This is a genomic window from Caballeronia sp. LjRoot29 (genome assembly GCF_964252755.1).
Classification (GTDB): domain Bacteria; phylum Pseudomonadota; class Gammaproteobacteria; order Burkholderiales; family Burkholderiaceae; genus Caballeronia.
Map to the genome: position 1 here is coordinate 79338 of NZ_CAXUPU020000030.1, position 19780 is coordinate 99117.

Consider the following 19780-nt stretch of genomic DNA (forward strand, 5'->3'; position numbering starts at 1 on the left):
CAAAATGAGTAAGGAACTGCCTTTAGGACAGCACGCTGCGAAACGCTTGAGCAAGGTCAAGGATGAGATCGTCCGCATCCTCCAGCCCAATGTGCAACCGGATCACGGCTTCCGGTCCCTGCCAATAACTCTGGGAACGCAAACGCCGCGGCGGTGCAATCAGGGCGAGGCTTTCATAACCGCCCCATGAGGCGCCAATACTGAACAGCTTCAACGCGTCGATAAACGCAGCAGCCTGGCTGGTATCGGCGTCGCGTACAGCGAACGAGACCAGCCCGTTTGCGCCGTGGAAATCTCGCGACCACAATGCATGTCCAGGATCATTCGCCAACGCTGGATGGAAGACCCGTGTGACTTGCTTCACGCGTTGCAGATACGACGCAACGGCAAACGCGCCGCGCGCGTGTTGCGCGAGGCGTACGGGCAACGTACGGATGCCGCGCAATGCGAGGTAAGCGTCGTCGGCGCTGACGCTTAAGCCCAGTGCGTCGTGAGTTTCTCTCAAGCGATGCCCGATGGCTGCATCGGCGGTCGATACAGCGCCCTGCATCAAGTCAGAGTGTCCGCCCAGATACTTGGTCACAGCCTGAATGGAGATATCCGCGCCCAGCGCCAGCGGTTGATAGAGCAAGCCCGCGCCCCACGTGTTGTCGGCGGCGAGCAAGACTCCTTCCTCGTGCGCGAAATCCGCAAGCGCCGGCAGGTCGATGATCTCGTAGAGAAACGAACTCGGCGACTCCGCATAGATGAGTCGCGTATTGGCGCGAAGCAGCTTATGCGGCAAACCCTCTGTTGCGCTGAAATAGGTGAACTCAACGCCCAGTCGCGTCAACAGCGGTTCTATCCGTTCTCGAACGGGCCCGTATACACCGTCGTGAACCAGCACGTGATCGCCCGGTGACAACAGGCCAATGAACACCAGTGAAATTGCCGACAAACCAGAGGGCGCAAGCAGCACGTCACGCGCCTCTTCCAGTTCCCCGATAGCCGCTTCCAGCGCCCGATGCGTCTGTGTGCCATGCCGGCCGTACGTGCTGACCGCCTCACCCGCGTCACGCCTTTTATGCAGCGTCGCGTGGCTCGACGTGTTCTCGAAACGCACCGTGCTTGTGCGTTCAACGGGCACATTGACTGGCGCAGCGCCATCCGTGAACGTCGGCGCACCGGCACGCATCAAGCGAGTAGCTTTACGCAGCAGCGGCGGACTCATCAGCCAACCGCCTGCGTGCCACGGTGCATGTGGGTCGTGTTATAGCGCACTACACGCCCGGTTTCGAGTTCATAACCCAGCCGGCCAGATAACGTCTCCAGCGGCCGCCCATAGAGATGAAAATGCAGCGTGGGTGCGGCGCCCGTTACGTGGATGCTATGAATGTCTTCGGGCAGGAACGCGATCGGCGTACCTGGACGCACCACGACTTCACGCTCGATATCGAGCGTGGCACGTTCGGAGTCCGTGCCATCGTCCGTGCGCTGATACACGCGATTCAACTCTTCGCCCTCAAGCGCCGCGATGACAGCCCAAGTGTCGTGGTTATGCGGAATCGTGGTCTTGCCCGGCAGCAGCGAGTTCAGATAAAGCGCGAAACCGTCCTCGCCGGGATTCAACCGATATCGCGTCGACGTGTCGCCGCTGCCCGCTTGCGGCGGCGGAAAGTCTGCCGCAGTAAACAACTCGGCGTGGTTCGCAGCGAATGCCTGCAAGTGCGCGCTGATGTCATCGAGCGCGCCGCGGGTCACTCCCTGCTGGGCCACGATATGACGTACGTGGCCCAGCAAAACGGAAACAGCGGCCTGGCGTTCGCCAGTTTGATCGGGAGTGGTGGTTGCGGTCATTTAGGAATGAGTTCAGGATAAGTCTTGCGCGTTCAGGGAGCAGCCAAAGCGAGCGCCGCACTGTTTCGCGAGCGTTTGCGCAGCGCGCGCCGGTCATCGCCGCGCGCCCGTCGCAGGAACAGCCGCGTGCGTTCATTCTCCGGCGCGCTGAAAATCTGCGACGGAGCGCCGTGCTCGACAATCACGCCGCCCTCCGTGAAAAACACTTCGTCGCTGACATCTTCGGCAAAGCGCATTTCATGCGTGACGAGCACGCAGGTCTGGCCATCGTCCACGAGTTCGCCAATCACCGTCAGCACTTCACCCACCGTCTCAGGATCGAGTGCAGAGGTCACTTCATCGAAGAGAATCAGGTCGGGACGCATGGCCAATGTCCGTGCAATAGCAACACGCTGCTGCTGCCCGCCAGATAGCTCGCCCGGATACGCATGGGCCTTGTCAGCTAACCTGACCTTCGCAAGCAGAGCGTGCGCGTCGTGCTCGGCTTCCGCGCGGCTTCGCCCAAGCACACTCATGGGCGCAATGGTGAGGTTGGCAAGCACGTTCAAGTGCGGAAACAGGTTGTATTGCTGGAACACGAAGCCAATGCGCTTGCGCAGCGCAATCTTCTGCGCATCGGTATGCTGCGCGCGGACATCGATTCCATCGACATGCACTTCGCCCTGCTGCGGCGCGATAAGGCCGTTGATCACACGTAGAAGCGTGGACTTACCGGAGCCGGATGGTCCGATGATAGAGACGGCTTCGCCGCGCCGCACGCGCAGATCGATACCCTTGAGCACTGGCACCGTCCCGTAAGAGAGGTGGACGTCGCGCAACGAAACGAGCACGGGATCGGCGCTTCCCGCAGCGCCCGGTCGCGCTGGCGCATAGGCGAGGGGTTGAGAGTCCTGAAGCGGATCGAGCGCGAGTGCTAGCAGACTCATGCGGCCTCCACGGGCGTTGCTGCAGGAGCGCTGACCCTACGTCTCGAACGAATCAACTGTGTCATCGCGGGGTTCCTTCTTAATTCTCGAGCGCACAAAAGCATGCTGGAACGAAGATTTTAAGAACCGCGCCCTTTTTCGATAACCAAGCATTCGTCGAATCGATAGCAGCCTCCTTGCTAAGGATGCGCTCCACTCTCCGCGTAGCTCTTAAGACCCTTATCCGCTGCCCCGGTAATTTGCTTAGCAGATTCGCTTCCTTGGAGACCCGCAGGCGCTTAACTATTCTGTCTGGCTCTCCCGATCCTATGCAACGCCATGACCCTGACGAACCTGCGCCGCTTGCTTACGCCTCTCCTGCTCGCATCGGCCACGGCAGCATCCTTTGCCGCACACGCGGATGCCACCCTCGACAGAATCAACTCCCGTCACGAACTTGCGGTCGGTGTGCTGATCGGCGGCAGTCCGTTCGGTTCACTCGATCCCGCGACGCAACAACCCCGGGGTTTTAACGTGGACCTCGCGAACGAACTCGGCAAACGCCTGGGCGCGAAGGTGCAACTGGTGTCGGTGTTGCCTTCCACGCGGGTTCAGTTTCTCCAGCAGGGCAAGGTCGACATCCTGATCGCGAACATGGAGTACAACGCCCAGCGCGGCGAGATTCTGGATCACGTGGCCACGCCCTATTACCGCGTCGGCGGAACGGCAATCACCCTTAAAACAAGCGGTATTACGCGCTGGGAAGACCTGCGCGGCAAGCCGGTTTGCATCTCGCAGGGCAGCAGTTATATCCGCCCGGTAGTCGAACGCTACGGCGCGATCCCGCGAGCCTTTCCAGGCGCTTCCCAGTCGCTGCTTGCGTTGCGTGGCGGCAGTTGTGTCGCAGCCGTTCATGACGCTGCGCCACTGCTTTATCCGCTATTGCAGAGTGACCCTGAGTGGCATGACTACCGCGTGCTGCAACCTGAGATAGAACCCGCGCCGTCGGTGATCTGGGTCCGTCAGGGCGAACACGACACCGCCGCCAAACTCGATACATTCGTGCGCGATCTGCATCGTAACGGCTGGTTTATTGCGACCGAGGCGAAGAACGGCCTCAACCCGCCGTCGCCCGCGCTGGCCGAGTGGCACCGCCAATTGCCCGCGGAGAACTAGCATGGAGACGCTGCTGCACGGCTTCATTACGGCGACAGCGCGTATCGGGCTCGACTACCGCTTCCTGCTCGACGACTACGAGCGCGTGCCGTTCGTGCAGGGGCTGGGTGTCAGCATCGAGATCATCGTTTCGACCATGACCGCCAGCGCCATTGCCGGGCTCGTGCTGCTGCTCGCACTGCGCGGGCGCAACCGGCTGATCGCCGGGCTGGCGCGCGGTTTCATTGAAGTCACCCGCAATACGCCCACGCTGGTGCAGCTCTACTGCGCGTTTCTCGTGCTCAACATGCTGATTACGCAGTGGCTGCATGCGCGCGGTATCGATAACCCGTTCAAGCCGTTCTTCTGGGTCGTACTCGTGTTGTCGCTGCACAAGGCGGCGTTTCACGCCGAAGCGCTGCGTGCCGGATTTGACGCACTGCCTTCTCAAACACTGGAAGGCGCGGCTTCGCTCGGCTTTAGCCGCGCCACCCGTTTCTGGCGCATCGAGCTGCCGCTCGCGTTGCGCGCGGCGCTGCCGGCACTCGCTAACAACATGGTGGAACTGGTGAAAGCGTCGGCGGTGGCATCGGCGATTGCGGTGGGCGACGTCACCTACCAGTCCATCATGATCTGGACCCAGCGCGACAACGTGCTCGCGTTGATGCTGCTGATTCTCGCGTTCTTCGGCGTGCTCACCTGGCTCGTCACGCTCGCCGGCCGCTGGCTCGAGCGCCGTTACAGGATTCCCGGTTATGGCTACTGATTCGGCTTCCACCGTGGGCAAGCTCGCGCTCAACCTCAACCGCTTGCTGCCCGGCCTCTATGCCGTACTCGGCGTGCTGGCGACGGGCGCCGTATTGTGGTCGCTCGCGCCCGATACCGGCTCGCGCGGCGAGACGCTGGCACGCCTCGTCGAATGGGCGCCGGCGCTGGCGCACGGCTTTGCGATGAACGTGCTGATCAGTATCGGCGCAATCTTCATAGGAACGTTGATCGGCCTGCTCGCGGGTGCGCTCGCAATGTCGAAATCGTTCGTCGGGAAGCTGGCGAGAGTGTGGATTGTCGCGTTTCGCAACGCGCCGTGGCTCGTGCTGATCTACTTCACCACCTATGTGTTTCCCTTCGAGATCCATGTGTTCGGCGCCATCGTGCCGTTTCCCGACTGGCTCAAGGTCATGCTCGGGCTCGCTCTCCCGGCAAGCGCGAACATAGCGGAAGTATTTCGCGGCGCGGTGTCCTCCATCCCTTCAGCGCAATGGGAAACGGCGGCTTCGCTTGCGTTTTCCCGTTCGCAGATCCTGCTGAAGTTAGTCGTGCCGCAATGCATACGCCGCATGTTGCCGCCTTGGATGAACGTGTACGCCATCATCACCATGGGGACCGCGTTGTCATCGCTGGTCGGCATTCACGACTTGCTGGACACCGCGCAGATCGCCAGCAGCACGGTCGCGCGCAGCAGCTTTACGGTGCTGACCTACGTCGCGACGCTCGTGATTTTCTTCGCCTACTGCTATCCCATTTCGTGGCTCACGCGCACGTTTGAAAAACGCCTGAGGACTGTATGAAGCACTGAGTAAAACCTTCCAACGCAACATGAAAAGCAACGCTTGAACAACGTCATTTGCAACGCACGAATGCTTCTAACCGCTTGAGCGCGGATTGCTTATAGTCGAAACCCTTCCACAAGACACTCTTGAACCGGGGCTTCCGATGAAACGCTTTTTCTCCTCTCTCCGCGCGTGCGCCGGGGTTGCACTTTTCGCCGTAGCCGCCAGCGCCGCTCATGCTCAATCGCGAGAAGTCGTGATCGGTTACCAGGACATGGTCGTACCATGGCGCTACGCTCAAGTGAGCGGCGCAGTGGAAAAAGCGACGGGCTATAAGGTGACGTATCGCAAGCTCGGCAGCGGTGCGGACGTAATCCGCGCACTCGCGTCCGGGTCGATTCAACTGGGCGAAGCCGGGTCCAGCCCGATCGCGGCCGGCCTCTCGCAAGGCGTGGACATCTCCTTGTTCTGGATCCTCGACAACATCAACGACGCCGAAGCGCTCGTTGCCCGCGACGGCTCCGGCGTGACGAAGATAAGCGATCTCAAAGGCAAGAAGATTGGCCTGCCGTTCGTCTCCACCTCGCACTTCCATGCGCTTGTCGCATTGCAAAATGCCGGCGTCGATCCGTCGACGGTGAAGATCCTGAACCTGCGGCCGCCTGAAGTGGCTGCGGCCTGGGAACGCGGCGACATTGACGCCACTTATATCTGGGATCCGGTGCTGGCGAAGGTCAAGAAGAACGGCAAGGTGCTGATTACGTCGGGTGAAGTTGCGAAGGAAACCGGCAAGGCGACCTTCGACGGTTTCGCCGTCAGCCGCAAATTTGCCCAGGATAACGAAGCGTTCGTGACTAACCTCGTCAAGGTGCTTGCCGCGACCGACACGCAGTATCGGAACAATAAATCCGCCTGGACAGCCGGGTCGAAGGAAGTTGAAGGTGTAGCGCAGGAATCGGGAGCAACGGCTGCCGACGTGCCTGCGAGTCTCGCGCTGTATGCCTTCCCGACCCTCGCCGAGCAGGCTTCGCCGGCCTGGCTTGGCGGTGGCGCTCAGTCGGGCGCGGCGAAGTCGCTGGCGGCAACGGCAGCCTTCCTGAAGACGCAAGGCACGATCCAGAACCTGCTGCCCGACTATTCGGTTGGCGTTGACCCGCGCTTCGTGCAGCAAGCATCGCGATGAGCACGCTGGACATTCGCGGCCTCGGCGTGACCTATGAAGGCGCGACATCAGCCGCTCTGGAGGGCGTCGATCTGCAGATCGACAGCGGTGAGTTCGTGGTCGCGCTCGGTGCTTCCGGATGCGGTAAGACGACGCTGCTGAACTGTCTCGCAGGTTTCATCGATCCGACTGCGGGCGAGGCGCGGCTGAACGGCGAGCCGGTCATCGGACCCGGTGCCGAACGTGGCGTCGTCTTTCAGAAATATGCATTGATGCCATGGCTCGACGTGATCGACAACGTCGCGCTCGGGCTTCGTTTTCAAGGTGTCGGGCGCACGCGGCGTCGTGAGATTGCGCGCGACACGCTGGCGCTGGTGGGCCTGGAAAAGCACGCGAACGCGCGCGTCTACGCGCTCTCGGGCGGGATGCAGCAACGCGTGGGAATCGCACGCGCGCTTGCCAGCGATCCTCAAGTGTTACTGATGGATGAACCCATGGGCGCACTCGATGCATTGACTCGCGAGACCATGCAGGAACTCGTGCTCGATGTCTGGGGCCGCACCCGCAAGACCATTTTGTTCATCACGCACAGCGTGGAGGAAGCGTTGTTTCTTGCCACGCGGCTGGTCTTGATGACACCGGGTCCTGGACGCATCGCGGAAAGCCACACATTAACGTTCGCGCGGCAGTTTCTTGAATCTCGCGATGCCCGCGCGGTGAAGTCGTCGCCCGAATTTATCGAGTGGCGCGAGCGGCTGGTTCGACGATTGCATGACGGATCTCACGCTACGCTGCAGGAGGTGACCTGATGAGTTCGATCGACTCGTTACCAACCGCTGCAGCCGTGTCGCGGCCTAAGCTAAAACGCAAACCGCGTCGTGGCCTTCCAGGTGAAGGTCCGACAGCTGCATTGAGCGTGTTGTCAGTTGCAGCCATTGCCGCGCTCTGGTGGGCGGCAACGTCATTTCATTGGGTAGCGCCGCTTTTCCTGCCCTCACCGCAAGCGGTGTGGAGCGCATTCATTGACGCATGGAATGGCCGTATTCAAGGCGGCTTGCCGCTGTCCGAGCATTTGCTGTGGAGCGCCATTCGCGTGTTCGGCGCGTTCGCATTGGCGAGCGTGACGGCCGTGCCTGTCGGCATCCTGATGGGCGTCAGCCGCATTGCGCGAGGCCTGCTCGATCCGCCCCTGGAGTTTTACCGGCCGCTGCCGCCGCTCGCGTATTTGCCGCTGGTCGTGATCTGGTTCGGTATCGATGAAACCGCGAAGCTGATCGTGATCTACCTCGCTTGCTTCGCTCCGATCGCGATGGCTGCACGCGCCGGTGCGCGAAGCGCAACCGCCGAGCAGGTGAACGCCGCGTATTCACTTGGCGGGAGCTTCGCGCAGGTTGTGCGGTTTGTCGTGCTGCCCGCCGCGTTGCCCGAGATCCTGACCGGCTTGCGGATTGCGATCGGATTTGGCTGGACCACGCTCGTCGCGGCCGAGATGGTGGCGGCAACGGCTGGACTTGGGCAGATGGTGTTGAACGCGTCGAGCTTTCTCAGAACCGATGTCGTGGTGATGGGGATCGTGCTGATCGGCTTGATCGCGTGGACTTTCGATCTCGGTATGCGCGCCCTGGAGCGGCGGTTGGTTCCCTGGCGCGGGAAGGCTTAGCGAGTGCCCGTCGTGGGCATGATGGTTCGGAAGAAACCCCATTGCCGTCGTTGAATAGCTAGCTAAGTACGGCGTATTTTTAAAAATCGTGATAATTTACGTTCCGTTCACTAAGAACGAGTTCTCGGGGCGGGGTGAAACTCCCCACCGGCGGTAATCGCGTACAGCTTCTGCGCGTAGCCCGCGAGCGCTTTGTGTTTTGCCTTGAATCTTCCGTCCATTTTGCGTGAAGGCGTGGCGAAACGCGAAGGTCAGCAGACCCGGTTTGATTCCGGGGCCGACGGTCATAGTCCGGATGAAAGAGAACGGGATGGCATGTGTCCGCTCGCGCGAAAGCATTTGCGTTAGAGGAGACGTGCCGTCCTTCGCCCTGTTCACACAAACAGGCTTAAATTTATGACGCTCGCAACGACCCTCGAAAGTAATCCTGCCGTTAGCTCGGCAGCCAAGCCCCGTGCACGCATCGCGTTCATTCAATCGTGCTGGCATCGCGACATTGTCGACCAATGCAAAGCGTCCTTCCTTAGCGCCATCCAGGCCCAGGGATTCAGCCGCGATGACATCGATCTCTACGAAGTCGCCGGGGCTTTCGAAATCCCCCTGCATGCGAAGCTGCTCGCTCAACGCGGCGGTTACGCGGCTATTGTTGCAGCGGGTCTTGTGGTCGATGGCGGTATCTATCGGCACGAGTTCGTGGCGCAGGCTGTCATCAACGGCTTGATGCAAGTGCAACTGGAAACGGGCACGCCGGTCTTGTCCGCTGTACTGACGCCGCATCACTTTCACTCTGGCGAAGAACACACGAAGTTCTTCCACGAGCATTTCGTCGTGAAGGGCGTTGAGGCGGCTACTGCTTGCGCCGATACCATTCGTAAGATCGCAGCGCTGGCAAACGTCCGATGATGTAGGTCGGATGCAAACTCAAAAGCGCCACGCGGGGATGTCAGCCTGCGTGGCGCTTTTTGCAATGACAGCATGCTCGGGACGCGGAAGCTGCCTGATCCAGTGCAGCCTCTAATCGGATTTGCTTGCATTCATTTCCAAAACACATGACCATGCATCGCCATTTCAGCGCATGGAGCGTGAATCATGAAAACAGCCACTTTCCCGTCTGTACGAGTCGAACCAGAATTGCGCGAGGCAGCCGAAAGCGTCTTGCAGGAAGGTGAGTCTCTCCGGTTTTGTCAAACAAGCGATTCGCGAGAAGATCCTGCGTCGCCAGCAGCATAGTGAGTTCGTTGCTCGAGGACTCGCGTCACGGGACGACGCTAAGCGCAGCGGCGACTACATGTCGGCCGAGGAAATGCTTTCTCGCCTGAGTAAACGGCTCGCGACAGTACGGCACCAGTTGGAAGACGACTACCACTGACTGTCCACGACGCAATCGTTAGCATTTGAACGTTGCCGAACGTAAGCGCAAGATCCGGGGCGTATCGTGCGTCCCTGCGCACCATGATGATTGGGCCACCTCCCAAGGAGTCCCACTTCATGCCTTCTTCGCAAAACGAGCTTAACAAGCGCGCTCACCGCATTATCCTGCCGTCCGCATTCCATCGATTAGCCTGGTCGAATCTGCTGGCGCAGTCCGCCGAGCAGATCAGTCTTGCCGCCGCACCGCTAGTTGCAGTGTTCCTGCTAGGCGCAAGCGCCGCGCAAACCGGCTTGCTGCAAACCGCCCAGACATTACCCTTTCTGCTCCTCTCATTACCGATGGGCGTCTATGCCGACCGTCATTCCCGACGTGGACTGATGGCAAGCGCAGAAGCCGTTCGCGTGCTGGCAATGATTACGATCCTCCTGCTGATCGGAGCCCATCTCCTCACGTTGCCGATGCTTGCTGTCTGCGGTTTTATCGGCGCAGCGGGTACGGTCGCTTACAGCGTTGCAGCGCCTTCGCTCGTTCCCTCTCTCGTCCCGCGCGATGCACTGCCGGCAGCGAATGGCCGCATCGAGTTGGCCAGAAGCGTGGCGTATTCGGCCGGTCCCGCGATAGGCGGAGTGCTCGTGGGCTCCGTGGGAGCGGGGTGGGCTTATGCATTAGCGACCATGCTGTCGGCGTTCGCCGTTGTGCTGTTACGCGCACTGCCGGTCTCGGCGCATCTGCCCAGAACCGGCAGGCATTTTCTCGCCGAGGTCCGCGAGGGCGCCGCGTTCGTATTCCGCGACCCGCTGCTACGTCCCATTCTCCTGACCGCAGTTTTCTTTAACCTGGGCTATTTCGTGTTGCAGGCAGTCTACGTGGCTTACGCGGCGCACCGCCTGCATATGTCGTCATGGGTGATTGGCGTGAGCCTGGCGGCCTATGGTGCGGGCATGGTGGCCGGCGCGCTGGCAGGACCCGAAGTGTCGAGGCGAATCTGCTTTGGACGGACACTCGTTATCGGCCCTATGTGCGGCTTCCTCGCATCTCTATTGATAAGCGCAACCTTGTTTTTTCCGCAAGTATGGATGGTCTGCGTGAGTTTCTTTTTGCTCGGCGCCGGTCCGGTGCTGTGGACGATTGGTTCAACCACGTTGCGTCAGGCAATCACGCCTCACGCCATGCTCGGCAGGGTGTCAGCCATCATGAGCACCGCAACTTATGGAGCGCGTCCTGTTGGTGCGTTGCTCGGCGCGGCGCTTGCAACGGAGACCGGCGTAGGCGCATGCCTGCTGATGTCGACCGTCGCTTTTGCAATCCAGTTAGGCGTTATCGTGGTCTCGCCGGTCACTCAACTGGCCGCGCTGCCTGAAGGCGCTTAAAGGTGCCTGAGGGGAGCCTGAGGGTGCCTGAAAGCGCCTCGTCATGATTGCGCCGACTTGAGGTCATGCGAACCAACTCGCAAGACGGCACTCCACACGCAGCGCTTATCCGGAATGATTTTTGCTGATGCTTCGATGGACACGAAGCACAGACAACAGGAGAAAGCGATGCGAAAGCAAACTTCGCACCCAGGCCCGCAATTGCAATCGTCAACGGACGCGCTGGGCACTGTCCCTGACACATCGAGTCCCGCTTACGCGACCCGTCACCCCGTTACCCGCGCCTTCGATATTTTCGCGAGCGCCGTGACCCGCTGGACCGGCTCTCCCGTGGCGTTCGGCCTTGCGGTTATCAGCGTTGTGATCTGGGCAGTGACCGGGCCGATTTTCCACTACTCGGAGAACTGGCAACTGGTGATCAATACCGGGACGACCATTGTCACGTTCATCATGGTGTTCCTGATCCAGCAAGGCCAGAACAAGGACAGCGTGGCGCTTCACCTGAAACTCAATGAGCTGCTTGCGTCTCACCGGTCTGCGGACAATCATCTGATCGGGATTGAGGATGCGTCTGAAGAAGAGCTTCGGCGACTGGCTGCTGCTTACCTGCGGAAAGCGGCAGGAGCCGATGAGGCACCTGCCGCCAACGCACCCTCTTAAGCTTGCTTATAGCAAGGGAAAGCAAGGGGGAAAATGTCCTCCTGCGGTCATTGCATCTGCCGCAAGAGCGCAGCGATGCTCGCCGTGTCGTAGGGTTTTCGCAAGACAAAGTATCCGGACACGTTTGAAACGTGATCGTGGCCGGTTGCAAATATGACGGTCAGGTCACCGCGCAAAACCCGGGCTTGTATAGCGAGTTCTTCGCCCGACATACCGGGCAAGCCAACGTCCGTGATGAGCAAATCCACCGCCTCTTTCTGAATCAGTGCCAAAGCCGTTTGTGCGTTGGCAGCCTCGTGGACTACATGCCCCAGCCTCATGAGCAACTCGCTCGTATTGGAGCGGATCAGGTCATCGTCTTCAACGAACAAGATGCTTAGCGAGCGTCCCGAAGGCGCACTTAGCGTGGCCGCTGTCGGTACGCTCGAAGGCGCCGCCACCACCTTGAGTGCGGCACGCTGGGTTTGATTTGCCAGAACATGCCGGATCTTTCTCGCAAGCGCCTCCCGCGTGTAGGGCTTGCCGAGCAGTTCAACGCCGGCATCCAGCCGGCCGCCATGGACAATCGCATTTTCCGTATAGCCGGACGTAAACAGTACCGCGATGCCGGGAATGAGCTGCCGCGCGCGGCGAGCCAATTCGGGACTTCGCAGGGGACCCGGCATGACAACGTCGGTAAACAACAGATCGATTGGCGCGCCGCTTTCGATGATTGCAAGCGCGCTGCTGGCATCGCTCGCCTTGAGCACGCGATAGCCCAGTTCGGACAACATCTCCACGACCGTCACCCGGACTTGTTCATCGTCTTCAGCCACCAGGATCGTCTCGGCGCCGCCCAGAACCGGCGTGCTTTCAAGCACCGCCCCGAGATCTTCCTTGTCATGGGTTCGCGGCAAATACAATTTCACTGTCGTGCCGTGGCCCGGTTCGCTGTAGATCTTCACGTGTCCACCGGACTGCTTAACGAATCCGTAAACCATGGAGAGTCCCAGGCCCGAGCCCTTGCCTTCCGGCTTGGTGGAGAAGAACGGCTCATAGGCCTGGGCCAGTACTTCAGGTGTCATCCCGCAGCCGGTGTCCGTCACCGCGAGCATCACGTATTGTCCGGGGGTCACTTCGGCATGATCAAGTGCATAGCGGTCGTCGAGGAAAGCGTTGCCTACTTCCAGGGTCAGCTTGCCCGCGTTGTCCATGGCATCGCGCGCGTTGATGGCGAGATTGAGGACTGCGTTTTCAACTTGGGTGGGATCGACGAATGTGTTCCACAGGCCGGCGGAAACAACGGTCTCGATCTCGATAGCTTCGCCCAGACTGCGCCGCAACATGTCCTCCATGCCGGTGATAAGCCGTCCGATCCTGATCGTCTTCGGCTCGAGCGCTTGCCGGCGGCCGAAGGCCAGCAACTGGCTCGCCAGCTTCGCGCCGCGGCTCACGCCGGCAAGCGCATTTGCCACGCGCCGCTCTGCCCGCTCGCTGCCCGCCACGTCCGACGCAAGCAGTTGCAAGTTGCCTGAAATGACCTGCAGCAGGTTATTGAAATCGTGCGCGACGCCGCCGGTGAGCTTGCCGATGGTCTCCATTTTTTGCGCCTGCTGGAGCGCGAGTTCGGTTCGCCGCAGCGCGTCTGCGGCTTCACGATCCGCAGTAATGTCGCGGCCCACGGCATGGATGAAACGGTCATCGGGCACGGCCGTCCACGACAGCGTGACATACGTCCCATCCTGCCGCTGATAGCGGTTCACAAACTTGAACGTGCGGATACCCCCGCTGAGTTCGCCCAATTCGGCGAGCGTCGAAACCCGGTCATCGGGATGCACGAACTCAAGCAGCGAATGGCCGATAAGCGTCTTCTCATCCCAGCCGAGGATCTGTTGCCAGGCCGGATTCACCGCCACGATATTCGATTGGAAATCGGCGACCAGCATCAGGTCGGTAGAAAGCCGCCACATGCGGTCCCGGTCGGCAACACTTTCCGCCACCTGCTGTTCCAGGGTCTTGTTCAGGCGCTCCAGAGCGCGTGCTGCGGACTTCTGGTCTTCGATGTCGGTGTTCGTTCCGATCCATCGAATAATGCGCTGGACGTTGTCGCGAATAGGCAGCGCCCGGGCGATATGCCAGCGGTATACGCCATCGGCTCGTCGAATCCGGAACTCGCATTCGTAAGTCGTGCCCGATGCCACTGCGTCCACCCACTGTCCAACGGTGGCCGGCAGGTCATCGTGATGAATGATGTTGCCCCACGCCTGACCGTCCAGCGTGGCCTGCGCCGCACCGCTGTACTCGTAGACCCGGTCGTTGAACCAGTCGAGCTGACCGTTGGGGTCCGCCGACCAGACATGGTTCGGCATGGCCTGGGCGAAGGTGCGGAATTTCTGCTCGCTTTCATGAACCGCGCGCTCCGCCACGAGGCGATCCGTCACGTCGGTTCCCTGAATGAAGATGCCGATCACGGCGCCGGCTTCGTTGCGCACCGGCTGATAAACGAAGTCGACGTAGCGCTGCTCCGCAGGGGCGCCAGGAAGCCGGTTGAGCACGATGGACTGCGCGCTGCCCGAGACGGGCATTCCAGAGGCGTAGACCCGGTCCAGGATCTCTACAAACCCTTGCCCGCGCAGTTCGGGTAATCCCTCCTGCACCGGCTTGCCCAGGATCGTGCGGTCGCCGACCAGTTGCGTGAAGGAGGCGTTCGTCAGTTCGATGACGTGGTCGGGACCGGTCAGCATGGCCATGAACCCGGGCGCCTGTTCGAACATCCGCCGCAATCGTTCGCGCTCGCCGCTCAGCCAGCGCTCCGCGCGCACCTTCGCGGTGGTCTCCACGACGATCGCGATGACCGCGACCGGCACGCCCCGTTCGTCGCGAATGGGCGAATAGTCCAGGTTCATCCACACTTGCTCGCCGCGTCCGTGCCGGTGCAGCGTGAGTTCCTGGTCTTCGTATCGCAGCGTCCGGCCGGCTAACCCGACCTTCATCACGTTGTCGTTGAAGTCCGCGATCTCCGACCACCCTTCCCGTACCTTGGAGCCGAGAAGCTGAGGATGGCGGCCGCCCGCGAAAACGGAATAGGCGTCGTTGTAGAGCATGACGCCATCGACACCCCAGAGCGTCACGATGGGAACAGGCGACTGCAAAATCAGGGCGATGGTGCCGGTCAGCGTGGTCGACCAGCCTTCGATCGGTCCCAATGGCGAAGTGGACCAGTCTCTTGAAGCGATGATCCTGGCGACCTCGCCGCCGCCCTCCAGGAAGGCGTGGCCCAGGCCATTGGTCGGTTGTCTTTCGTTCATGTGCGGGGGTCGATAAGCAACGTCTGACCGTACGACGCTCGTCAGCGTTGCAGAGTTCTAAACGTCTATAGATAGGCGCTTATTTTACCTTCCAAAATCCCGCTCGCAGGACGTCATCAACGTTTCCAGCGCAAACTTTTCAAGCGCACCTGTCGGGGACATTTCTTGCTGGCTCTGATCTCTTGGCCCCGCTTTCCTCGCTCCTGGCCCGCGTAAGGCCGGGGTTCGCGGAGGTACCTAGCGGGTGTCCTTGTCACGAATCAGGCTGATCTCTCCGTTGCGCTCGAGTGTTGCCGCGCGGATCCCGGAAAGGTCGTTGGCGCCTAGTTGCTGCCGCGCTGTTTCGAGCAGGTCGGTGCGCGTGATGAGGGCAGCGGACATCTGCTTCTCGTCGAAGCGTCCGTCGCGATACAACTCCCGCTCGGTCCCGCCCACCAGCCGCTCCAGCATCGGTGAATGCAGGCAGCCCCATGCAAGCACCCGGTGCAGCAACACAATCACGAAGGAGGCGACCACCGTGGGGACTGCGGGCGAAGCACCAACGATCACGCGGCTCAGCGTCGCGCCAAGAAGAATGGCAACGACATAGTCGAACGGAGAGCGCTGACCGAAAGAACGTCGGCCGGAGATTCGGATACAGACCAGCGCGCCGATGAAGACCGCGACCGCGCGAGCGGCCATCTGTAGCGAGTCGAGGTCTTGGCCGGTGCCGAACACTGCGATAAAGGCGTCCATGTGCTTTCCTTTTCTTATCAAATGAGCATGACTTCACGTGGGCCGAAACGCGTTCAAGTTGCGCGCATGCTGACACGTGTCCGCCCGGCTTGACGATGACTGTTCCTCGATCCTCACGCCAGGCACCACGCCGCATTCGTCCAAATGGCGTGGATTCTGGACAAGCAAAGAACTTGGGACGTGCTGCATTGCGCCATCGGAAAGCGCTTTGTGCTGGTTCCGCTTTCCTTCGCAAGAAGCGTACTGCGCGAGCGGACCAGGAATTGCTAAACGTTGAGTGCTGTGAAATTTAAGTGAACGTCGTGATGTTCAGCACCCGGAAAAATCGACCGCTTCAGCGCTTGACTGGACGCACGCCACGCCTTTACACGGGCACGATTGAAACACGTACAAAGCCATGAAAAAACCGAAACTTGTCTTATCCATGACCCAGCTGCAAAGCCGGGGATCGCCCGGAAGCATGAGCCCCGAGGACTTCGCGGTGTATGCGTCGTATCAGATCAATGCCGGCGGATTGTTCGTAGGAACACTAAAGGTTGTTAGAAAAACCGACGGCCGCATGTTGTTCCCTTTTCAGGGATCTCCGGTGCTGGGGCCGTATCCCTCGCGGGAAGCCGCGCGCGAGGCGGCAGTCATGCATGGCGAACAGATTGTCGCCAGTGATATCGCGAACCCGGAGGATTGAGAGGAAAGGGCGTCGCGGCGTTATGTGGATGTTCGGTTGAAATCGAGCATGGCTTGGCTGCGCTGAACCGTGTTGTGCCGAGCTGGTCTGATGCAGCAAAAAAACCGCCGGCACGAAGCCGGCGGCAAGATTTATCGATGCTTGTGGAACCGGTTTGCGTGGGTTTGGCGTTAGTGTCAGGCAATCGTCTGCGCGGCGACTTCATCCACGGCTTCGCGCACGATACCGACGATCTCGTCCACGTCTGCCCGCGTGGTCACGAGCGGTGGCGCGAAACCGAGAATATCGCCGTGCGGCATGGCCCGCGCAATTACTCCACGACGCAACGCAGCCGCCGACACCTTCGGTCCAACTTTCAGCGCGGCATCGAAGGGCTTGCGTCCTGCCTTGTCCGCCATGAACTCAAGCGCGGCCAGCATGCCGGTCTGACGGACTTCACCCACTAGCGGATGCTGGTCGAATGCAGCATGCAACTGCGCGCCAAGATAAGCGCCCACATCGGCCGCCTTTTGCGTCAGGTTCTCGCGCTCGAGGATATTCAGGTTGGCGATAGCGGCAGCCGCGCAAATGGGGTGGCCCGAATAGGTCCAGCCGTGTCCCATGGGACCATGTTCCTGAGAGCCCTTCTCGATCACGTCCCACACCCGCTCGCCCACGATCACGCCCGACAGCGGCGCATAGGCGCTCGTTAGACCCTTCGCGACGGTGATCAGGTCGGGTTGCATGCCGTAGTGCTGCGCGCCCATTTTCGAGCCGAGGCGGCCGAAGCCGCATACCACTTCGTCGGAGATCAGCAGGATGTCGTGCTTCTTCAGGACCTGCTGGATCGCGGCCCAATAGCCCTCCGGCGGAGCAATGATGCCGCCCGTTCCCATTACCGGTTCGCCGATGAAAGCCGCGATGGTGTCGGCGCCTTCGCGCGCGATCAGCTTCTCGAGTTCTTCCACGCAATAGGCGACAAACTGCGTTTCGTTCATGCCGTCCGGCGCCTTCCGGTACCAGTGCGGACAGACCGTATGCTTCACGCGATCGATCGGTAAATCGAAATGCTGATGAAAGCTCGGCAGGCCGGTCAGACTACCCGTCACGATGCCCGAACCGTGATAACCGCGATCGCGGGAAATGATCTTCTTCTTGTTCGGACGGCCCAGCACATTGTTGTAATACCAGACGATCTTGATCTGCGTTTCGTTCGCGTCCGAACCGGACATGCCGTAATAAACCTTCTTCATCCCTGCTGGCGACCAGTCGATAATCCGCGACGACAGCTCAATGATGGTGTCGGTGGAATGGCCCACGTACGTGTGGTAATACGCCAGCTTCTTGGCTTGCTCGTAGATCGCATCGGCCACTTCGGTGCGGCCATAGCCAATGTTCACGCAGTACAGGCCTGCGAAGGCGTCTATATAGCTTTTGCCCTCGTGATCCTCGATGCGAATACCCTTTGCTCCACGAATGATCTTGCCCGGAAGAGCGCCGCTCGCGTGATCGTGCGCGTGGGTCGACGGGTGCATGAAGTGTGCGCGGTCTTCGCTGAACTGTTGCTCGAGTTGTGGTGTCATGAGTTGCTCCTTGGATTGCTGTGATTCGGGTTGTTCGTGTGGTTCGTGTAACTTGCGCGATGCCGTTAAGCCGTGACGCTCAGCGGCAGGCCGAGGTTGCCGAGGCAAAAATATTTGGTTTCGACGAACGGTTCGAAACCTTCCGATCCCCCTTCACGGCCGAGGCCCGACGCCTTCATGCCGCCGAACGGGATGGGGGCACCCGTGAACTTGACGCCGTTGACCGAGATCATCGCGAAGTCGAGCCGGCGTACCAGTTGGAAGATCGTGTCCATGCGCGTGGCACAGACGTAGGCAGCCAGCCCGTGCTCCGTATCGTTGGCTTTGGACACCACTTCATCCAGCGTGTTGAACGGCGATATTGCCGATGTCGGTGCGAAGTTTTCTTCATCGTAGATACGCATGCCGGGTGCTGCGTCCGCCACCACGGTCGGCTCGAAGAACCATCCGCCAAGCGCATGTGCTTGCCCGCCTGCGGTAATGCGCGCGCCCTTCGCCTGGGCGTCGGCGACGCGGGCGGCGGTGGTATCGAAGGCAGCCTGATGCATAAGGGGCCCCACCTCCACGCCTGCCTCGAAGGCTGGTCCAACTTTCAGCGCGCGCACTGCTTCGCTGTATTGCTGGACAAACTGTTCATACAAAGGCGCGGCCACGAAGATGCGATTTGCGGCGCAGCAATCCTGTCCTGACGTCTGGAACTTCGCGCCAATTGCGACCTTGACGGCTTGATCGAGATCAGCGTCTTCCGTCACGATGAACGGTGCGTTGCCGCCCAGTTCCAGCGCCAATTTCTTGATGCCAGACTCGGCAGCCGCGCGCGCGACGAGGCCGCCTACCCGAGTAGACCCTGTGAAGCTGACTGCCCGCACGCGCACGTCGCGTACCAGTGTTTCCATGGCCATTTGCGGTTCGCCCAGCACCACGTTGAACACGCCTGCGGGAAAACCTGCCTCTTCCGCGAGTTGCGCCAGCGCGAGTGCTGAGAAAGGTGTTTCGTGCGCGGGCTTGACGATGGCCGTACACCCTGCGGCAAGTGCGGCAGCCGCTTTACGCGTGATCATTGCGACCGGAAAATTCCACGGCGTGATCAGCGCGGCGACGCCGACGGGCTCCAAGACGGTGCCTAGGTGAGCGCCATTGATGTGCGTTGGAATGGTGCGGCCGCAGAGGCGTTTTGCGTCGTTGGCGTACCACTCGATGAAGCTTGCTGCGTAGGCGATCTCGCCCTTTGATTCGGCTAGAGGTTTGCCTTGTTCCAGCGACAGGATGCCGGCGAGGTCGTGTTGATGGCGCAGGATCAGTTCGTGCCAGCGGAGCAGGATTGCGCTGCGGCGATCTTGCGGGACCCATCGCCAGGACTCGAATGCGCGGTGCGCGGCGCCGATTGCAGCTTCAATTTGCGCGCGGTCTAGCAAGGGTACGTGACCGATTACTTCTTGGTCGGCGGGATTTTGCACGGCGATGGATGCGGCGCTGTCGCTATGAATCCATCGGCCATCGACATAGCAAAGTGATTTAAAGAGAACGGGATGACCCAGCAACATGAGTGTCTCCTGATTGCGCTGTATGACGTCCATTTTCGCCCTCGTGGCCATGCGATTTTTTCGATCTAAACCGTTATGCGTGGTGTTTTTTCTGTGTTGCGGGTTGTTTCCGCGATATATTTTGATGAACCGGGGATTGATGCTGAGTGGGTTTCTGCTCAACGACCCTACCAACGAATGAAGTGCTAGCCCGAGAGCGTACGGGGCGAAGCGTTTTACTGTCAGGATTCGCGAGAAAGAGGGGTTCACACATCCTCCGCTCTGGCGAGCACCGTGCTTTTGGGGCACCTATGAATG

18 protein-coding genes and 1 riboswitch are annotated in these 19780 nt (G+C 60.4%); of the genes, 11 read left to right on the plus strand and 7 right to left on the minus strand.

Annotated features, from left to right (window positions below; all coding sequences use genetic code 11):
- Window positions 1–22: 22 nt before the first annotated feature.
- Genes metC through ACSQ83_RS26850 form a run of 3 tightly spaced genes read right to left on the minus strand, consistent with a single transcriptional unit; the run spans window position 23 to window position 2762 of the window.
- Window positions 23–1210: a cystathionine beta-lyase gene (gene metC, locus ACSQ83_RS26840; protein WP_414949936.1), complete on the minus strand. Its 1188-nt coding sequence runs from the start codon at window positions 1208–1210 to the stop codon at window positions 23–25.
- The gene (locus ACSQ83_RS26845; RefSeq protein WP_436230246.1) at window positions 1210–1836 is read right to left on the minus strand and encodes a cysteine dioxygenase; all 627 of its coding nucleotides are present in this window, start codon (window positions 1834–1836) and stop codon (window positions 1210–1212) included. The genes metC and ACSQ83_RS26845 overlap by 1 nt, the downstream gene beginning before the upstream one ends.
- 32 nt (window positions 1837–1868) lie before the next feature.
- Entirely contained in the window at window positions 1869–2762 is an 894-nt protein-coding gene (locus tag ACSQ83_RS26850) for an amino acid ABC transporter ATP-binding protein (protein WP_436230247.1), read from the minus strand.
- Window positions 2763–3080: 318 nt separating this feature from the next.
- On the opposite strand from ACSQ83_RS26850, the gene ACSQ83_RS26855 reads away from it, so the two are divergent.
- The 10 genes from ACSQ83_RS26855 to ACSQ83_RS26900 all read left to right on the plus strand — a co-directional run bounded on the left by ACSQ83_RS26855 (window position 3081) and on the right by ACSQ83_RS26900 (window position 11670).
- On the plus strand, window positions 3081–3917 hold the full coding sequence (locus ACSQ83_RS26855; protein ID WP_436230248.1) for a transporter substrate-binding domain-containing protein: 837 nt from the start codon (window positions 3081–3083) through the stop codon (window positions 3915–3917).
- 1 nt (window position 3918) lies between these two features.
- Window positions 3919–4662, plus strand: a complete 744-nt coding sequence (locus ACSQ83_RS26860) for an ABC transporter permease subunit (RefSeq protein WP_436230249.1) — start codon at window positions 3919–3921, stop codon at window positions 4660–4662.
- Window positions 4652–5464, plus strand: coding sequence for an amino acid ABC transporter permease (locus ACSQ83_RS26865; RefSeq protein ID WP_436230250.1), 813 nt, complete (start codon window positions 4652–4654; stop codon window positions 5462–5464). Before ACSQ83_RS26860 ends, ACSQ83_RS26865 begins: the two co-directional genes overlap by 11 nt.
- A gap of 145 nt (window positions 5465–5609) precedes the next feature.
- Window positions 5610–6629: a taurine ABC transporter substrate-binding protein gene (gene tauA / locus ACSQ83_RS26870; protein WP_414949929.1), complete on the plus strand. Its 1020-nt coding sequence runs from the start codon at window positions 5610–5612 to the stop codon at window positions 6627–6629.
- Window positions 6626–7417, plus strand: a complete 792-nt coding sequence (locus ACSQ83_RS26875; protein ID WP_436230251.1) for a taurine ABC transporter ATP-binding protein — start codon at window positions 6626–6628, stop codon at window positions 7415–7417. The genes tauA and ACSQ83_RS26875 overlap by 4 nt, the downstream gene beginning before the upstream one ends.
- On the plus strand, window positions 7417–8268 hold the full coding sequence (locus ACSQ83_RS26880) for an ABC transporter permease subunit (protein ID WP_414949927.1): 852 nt from the start codon (window positions 7417–7419) through the stop codon (window positions 8266–8268). The genes ACSQ83_RS26875 and ACSQ83_RS26880 overlap by 1 nt, the downstream gene beginning before the upstream one ends.
- Window positions 8269–8384: 116 nt before the next feature.
- Window positions 8385–8579: riboswitch (FMN riboswitch) on the plus strand.
- 85 nt (window positions 8580–8664) lie between these two features.
- The gene (locus ACSQ83_RS26885) at window positions 8665–9171 is read left to right on the plus strand and encodes a 6,7-dimethyl-8-ribityllumazine synthase (protein WP_436230252.1); all 507 of its coding nucleotides are present in this window, start codon (window positions 8665–8667) and stop codon (window positions 9169–9171) included.
- A 186-nt stretch (window positions 9172–9357) separates the two neighbouring features.
- Window positions 9358–9498 carry a YlcI/YnfO family protein gene (locus tag ACSQ83_RS26890; protein ID WP_414949925.1) on the plus strand — a complete coding sequence of 47 codons (141 nt, stop codon included), beginning with the start codon at window positions 9358–9360 and terminating at the stop codon, window positions 9496–9498.
- Window positions 9499–9756: 258 nt separating this feature from the next.
- Complete coding sequence (locus ACSQ83_RS26895) at window positions 9757–11010, plus strand: MFS transporter (protein WP_436230253.1); 1254 nt, start codon at window positions 9757–9759, stop codon at window positions 11008–11010.
- Window positions 11011–11178: 168 nt separating this feature from the next.
- Window positions 11179–11670 (plus strand): low affinity iron permease family protein, encoded by a 492-nt coding sequence (locus ACSQ83_RS26900; protein WP_436230254.1) that lies wholly within the window; start codon window positions 11179–11181, stop codon window positions 11668–11670.
- Between the two features lie 47 nt (window positions 11671–11717).
- Here ACSQ83_RS26900 and ACSQ83_RS26905 read toward each other — a convergent pair whose 3' ends face one another.
- Entirely contained in the window at window positions 11718–14957 is a 3240-nt protein-coding gene (locus tag ACSQ83_RS26905; RefSeq protein WP_436230255.1) for a PAS domain S-box protein, read from the minus strand.
- A 237-nt stretch (window positions 14958–15194) separates the two neighbouring features.
- Window positions 15195–15692 carry a DUF421 domain-containing protein gene (locus tag ACSQ83_RS26910; RefSeq protein ID WP_414949921.1) on the minus strand — a complete coding sequence of 166 codons (498 nt, stop codon included), beginning with the start codon at window positions 15690–15692 and terminating at the stop codon, window positions 15195–15197.
- A gap of 397 nt (window positions 15693–16089) precedes the next feature.
- Here ACSQ83_RS26910 and ACSQ83_RS26915 point away from each other — a divergent pair, with 397 nt between their 5' ends.
- On the plus strand, window positions 16090–16377 hold the full coding sequence (locus ACSQ83_RS26915) for a DUF6723 family protein (RefSeq protein WP_436230256.1): 288 nt from the start codon (window positions 16090–16092) through the stop codon (window positions 16375–16377).
- Between the two features lie 176 nt (window positions 16378–16553).
- Here the strand turns inward: ACSQ83_RS26915 and ACSQ83_RS26920 are convergent, their stop codons facing one another.
- Together ACSQ83_RS26920 and ACSQ83_RS26925 are read right to left on the minus strand one after the other, a co-directional pair.
- Window positions 16554–17939 (minus strand): aspartate aminotransferase family protein, encoded by a 1386-nt coding sequence (locus ACSQ83_RS26920; RefSeq protein WP_436230257.1) that lies wholly within the window; start codon window positions 17937–17939, stop codon window positions 16554–16556.
- Window positions 17940–18004: 65 nt separating this feature from the next.
- Complete coding sequence (locus ACSQ83_RS26925) at window positions 18005–19483, minus strand: NAD-dependent succinate-semialdehyde dehydrogenase (RefSeq protein WP_436230260.1); 1479 nt, start codon at window positions 19481–19483, stop codon at window positions 18005–18007.
- Window positions 19484–19780 lie beyond the last annotated feature (297 nt).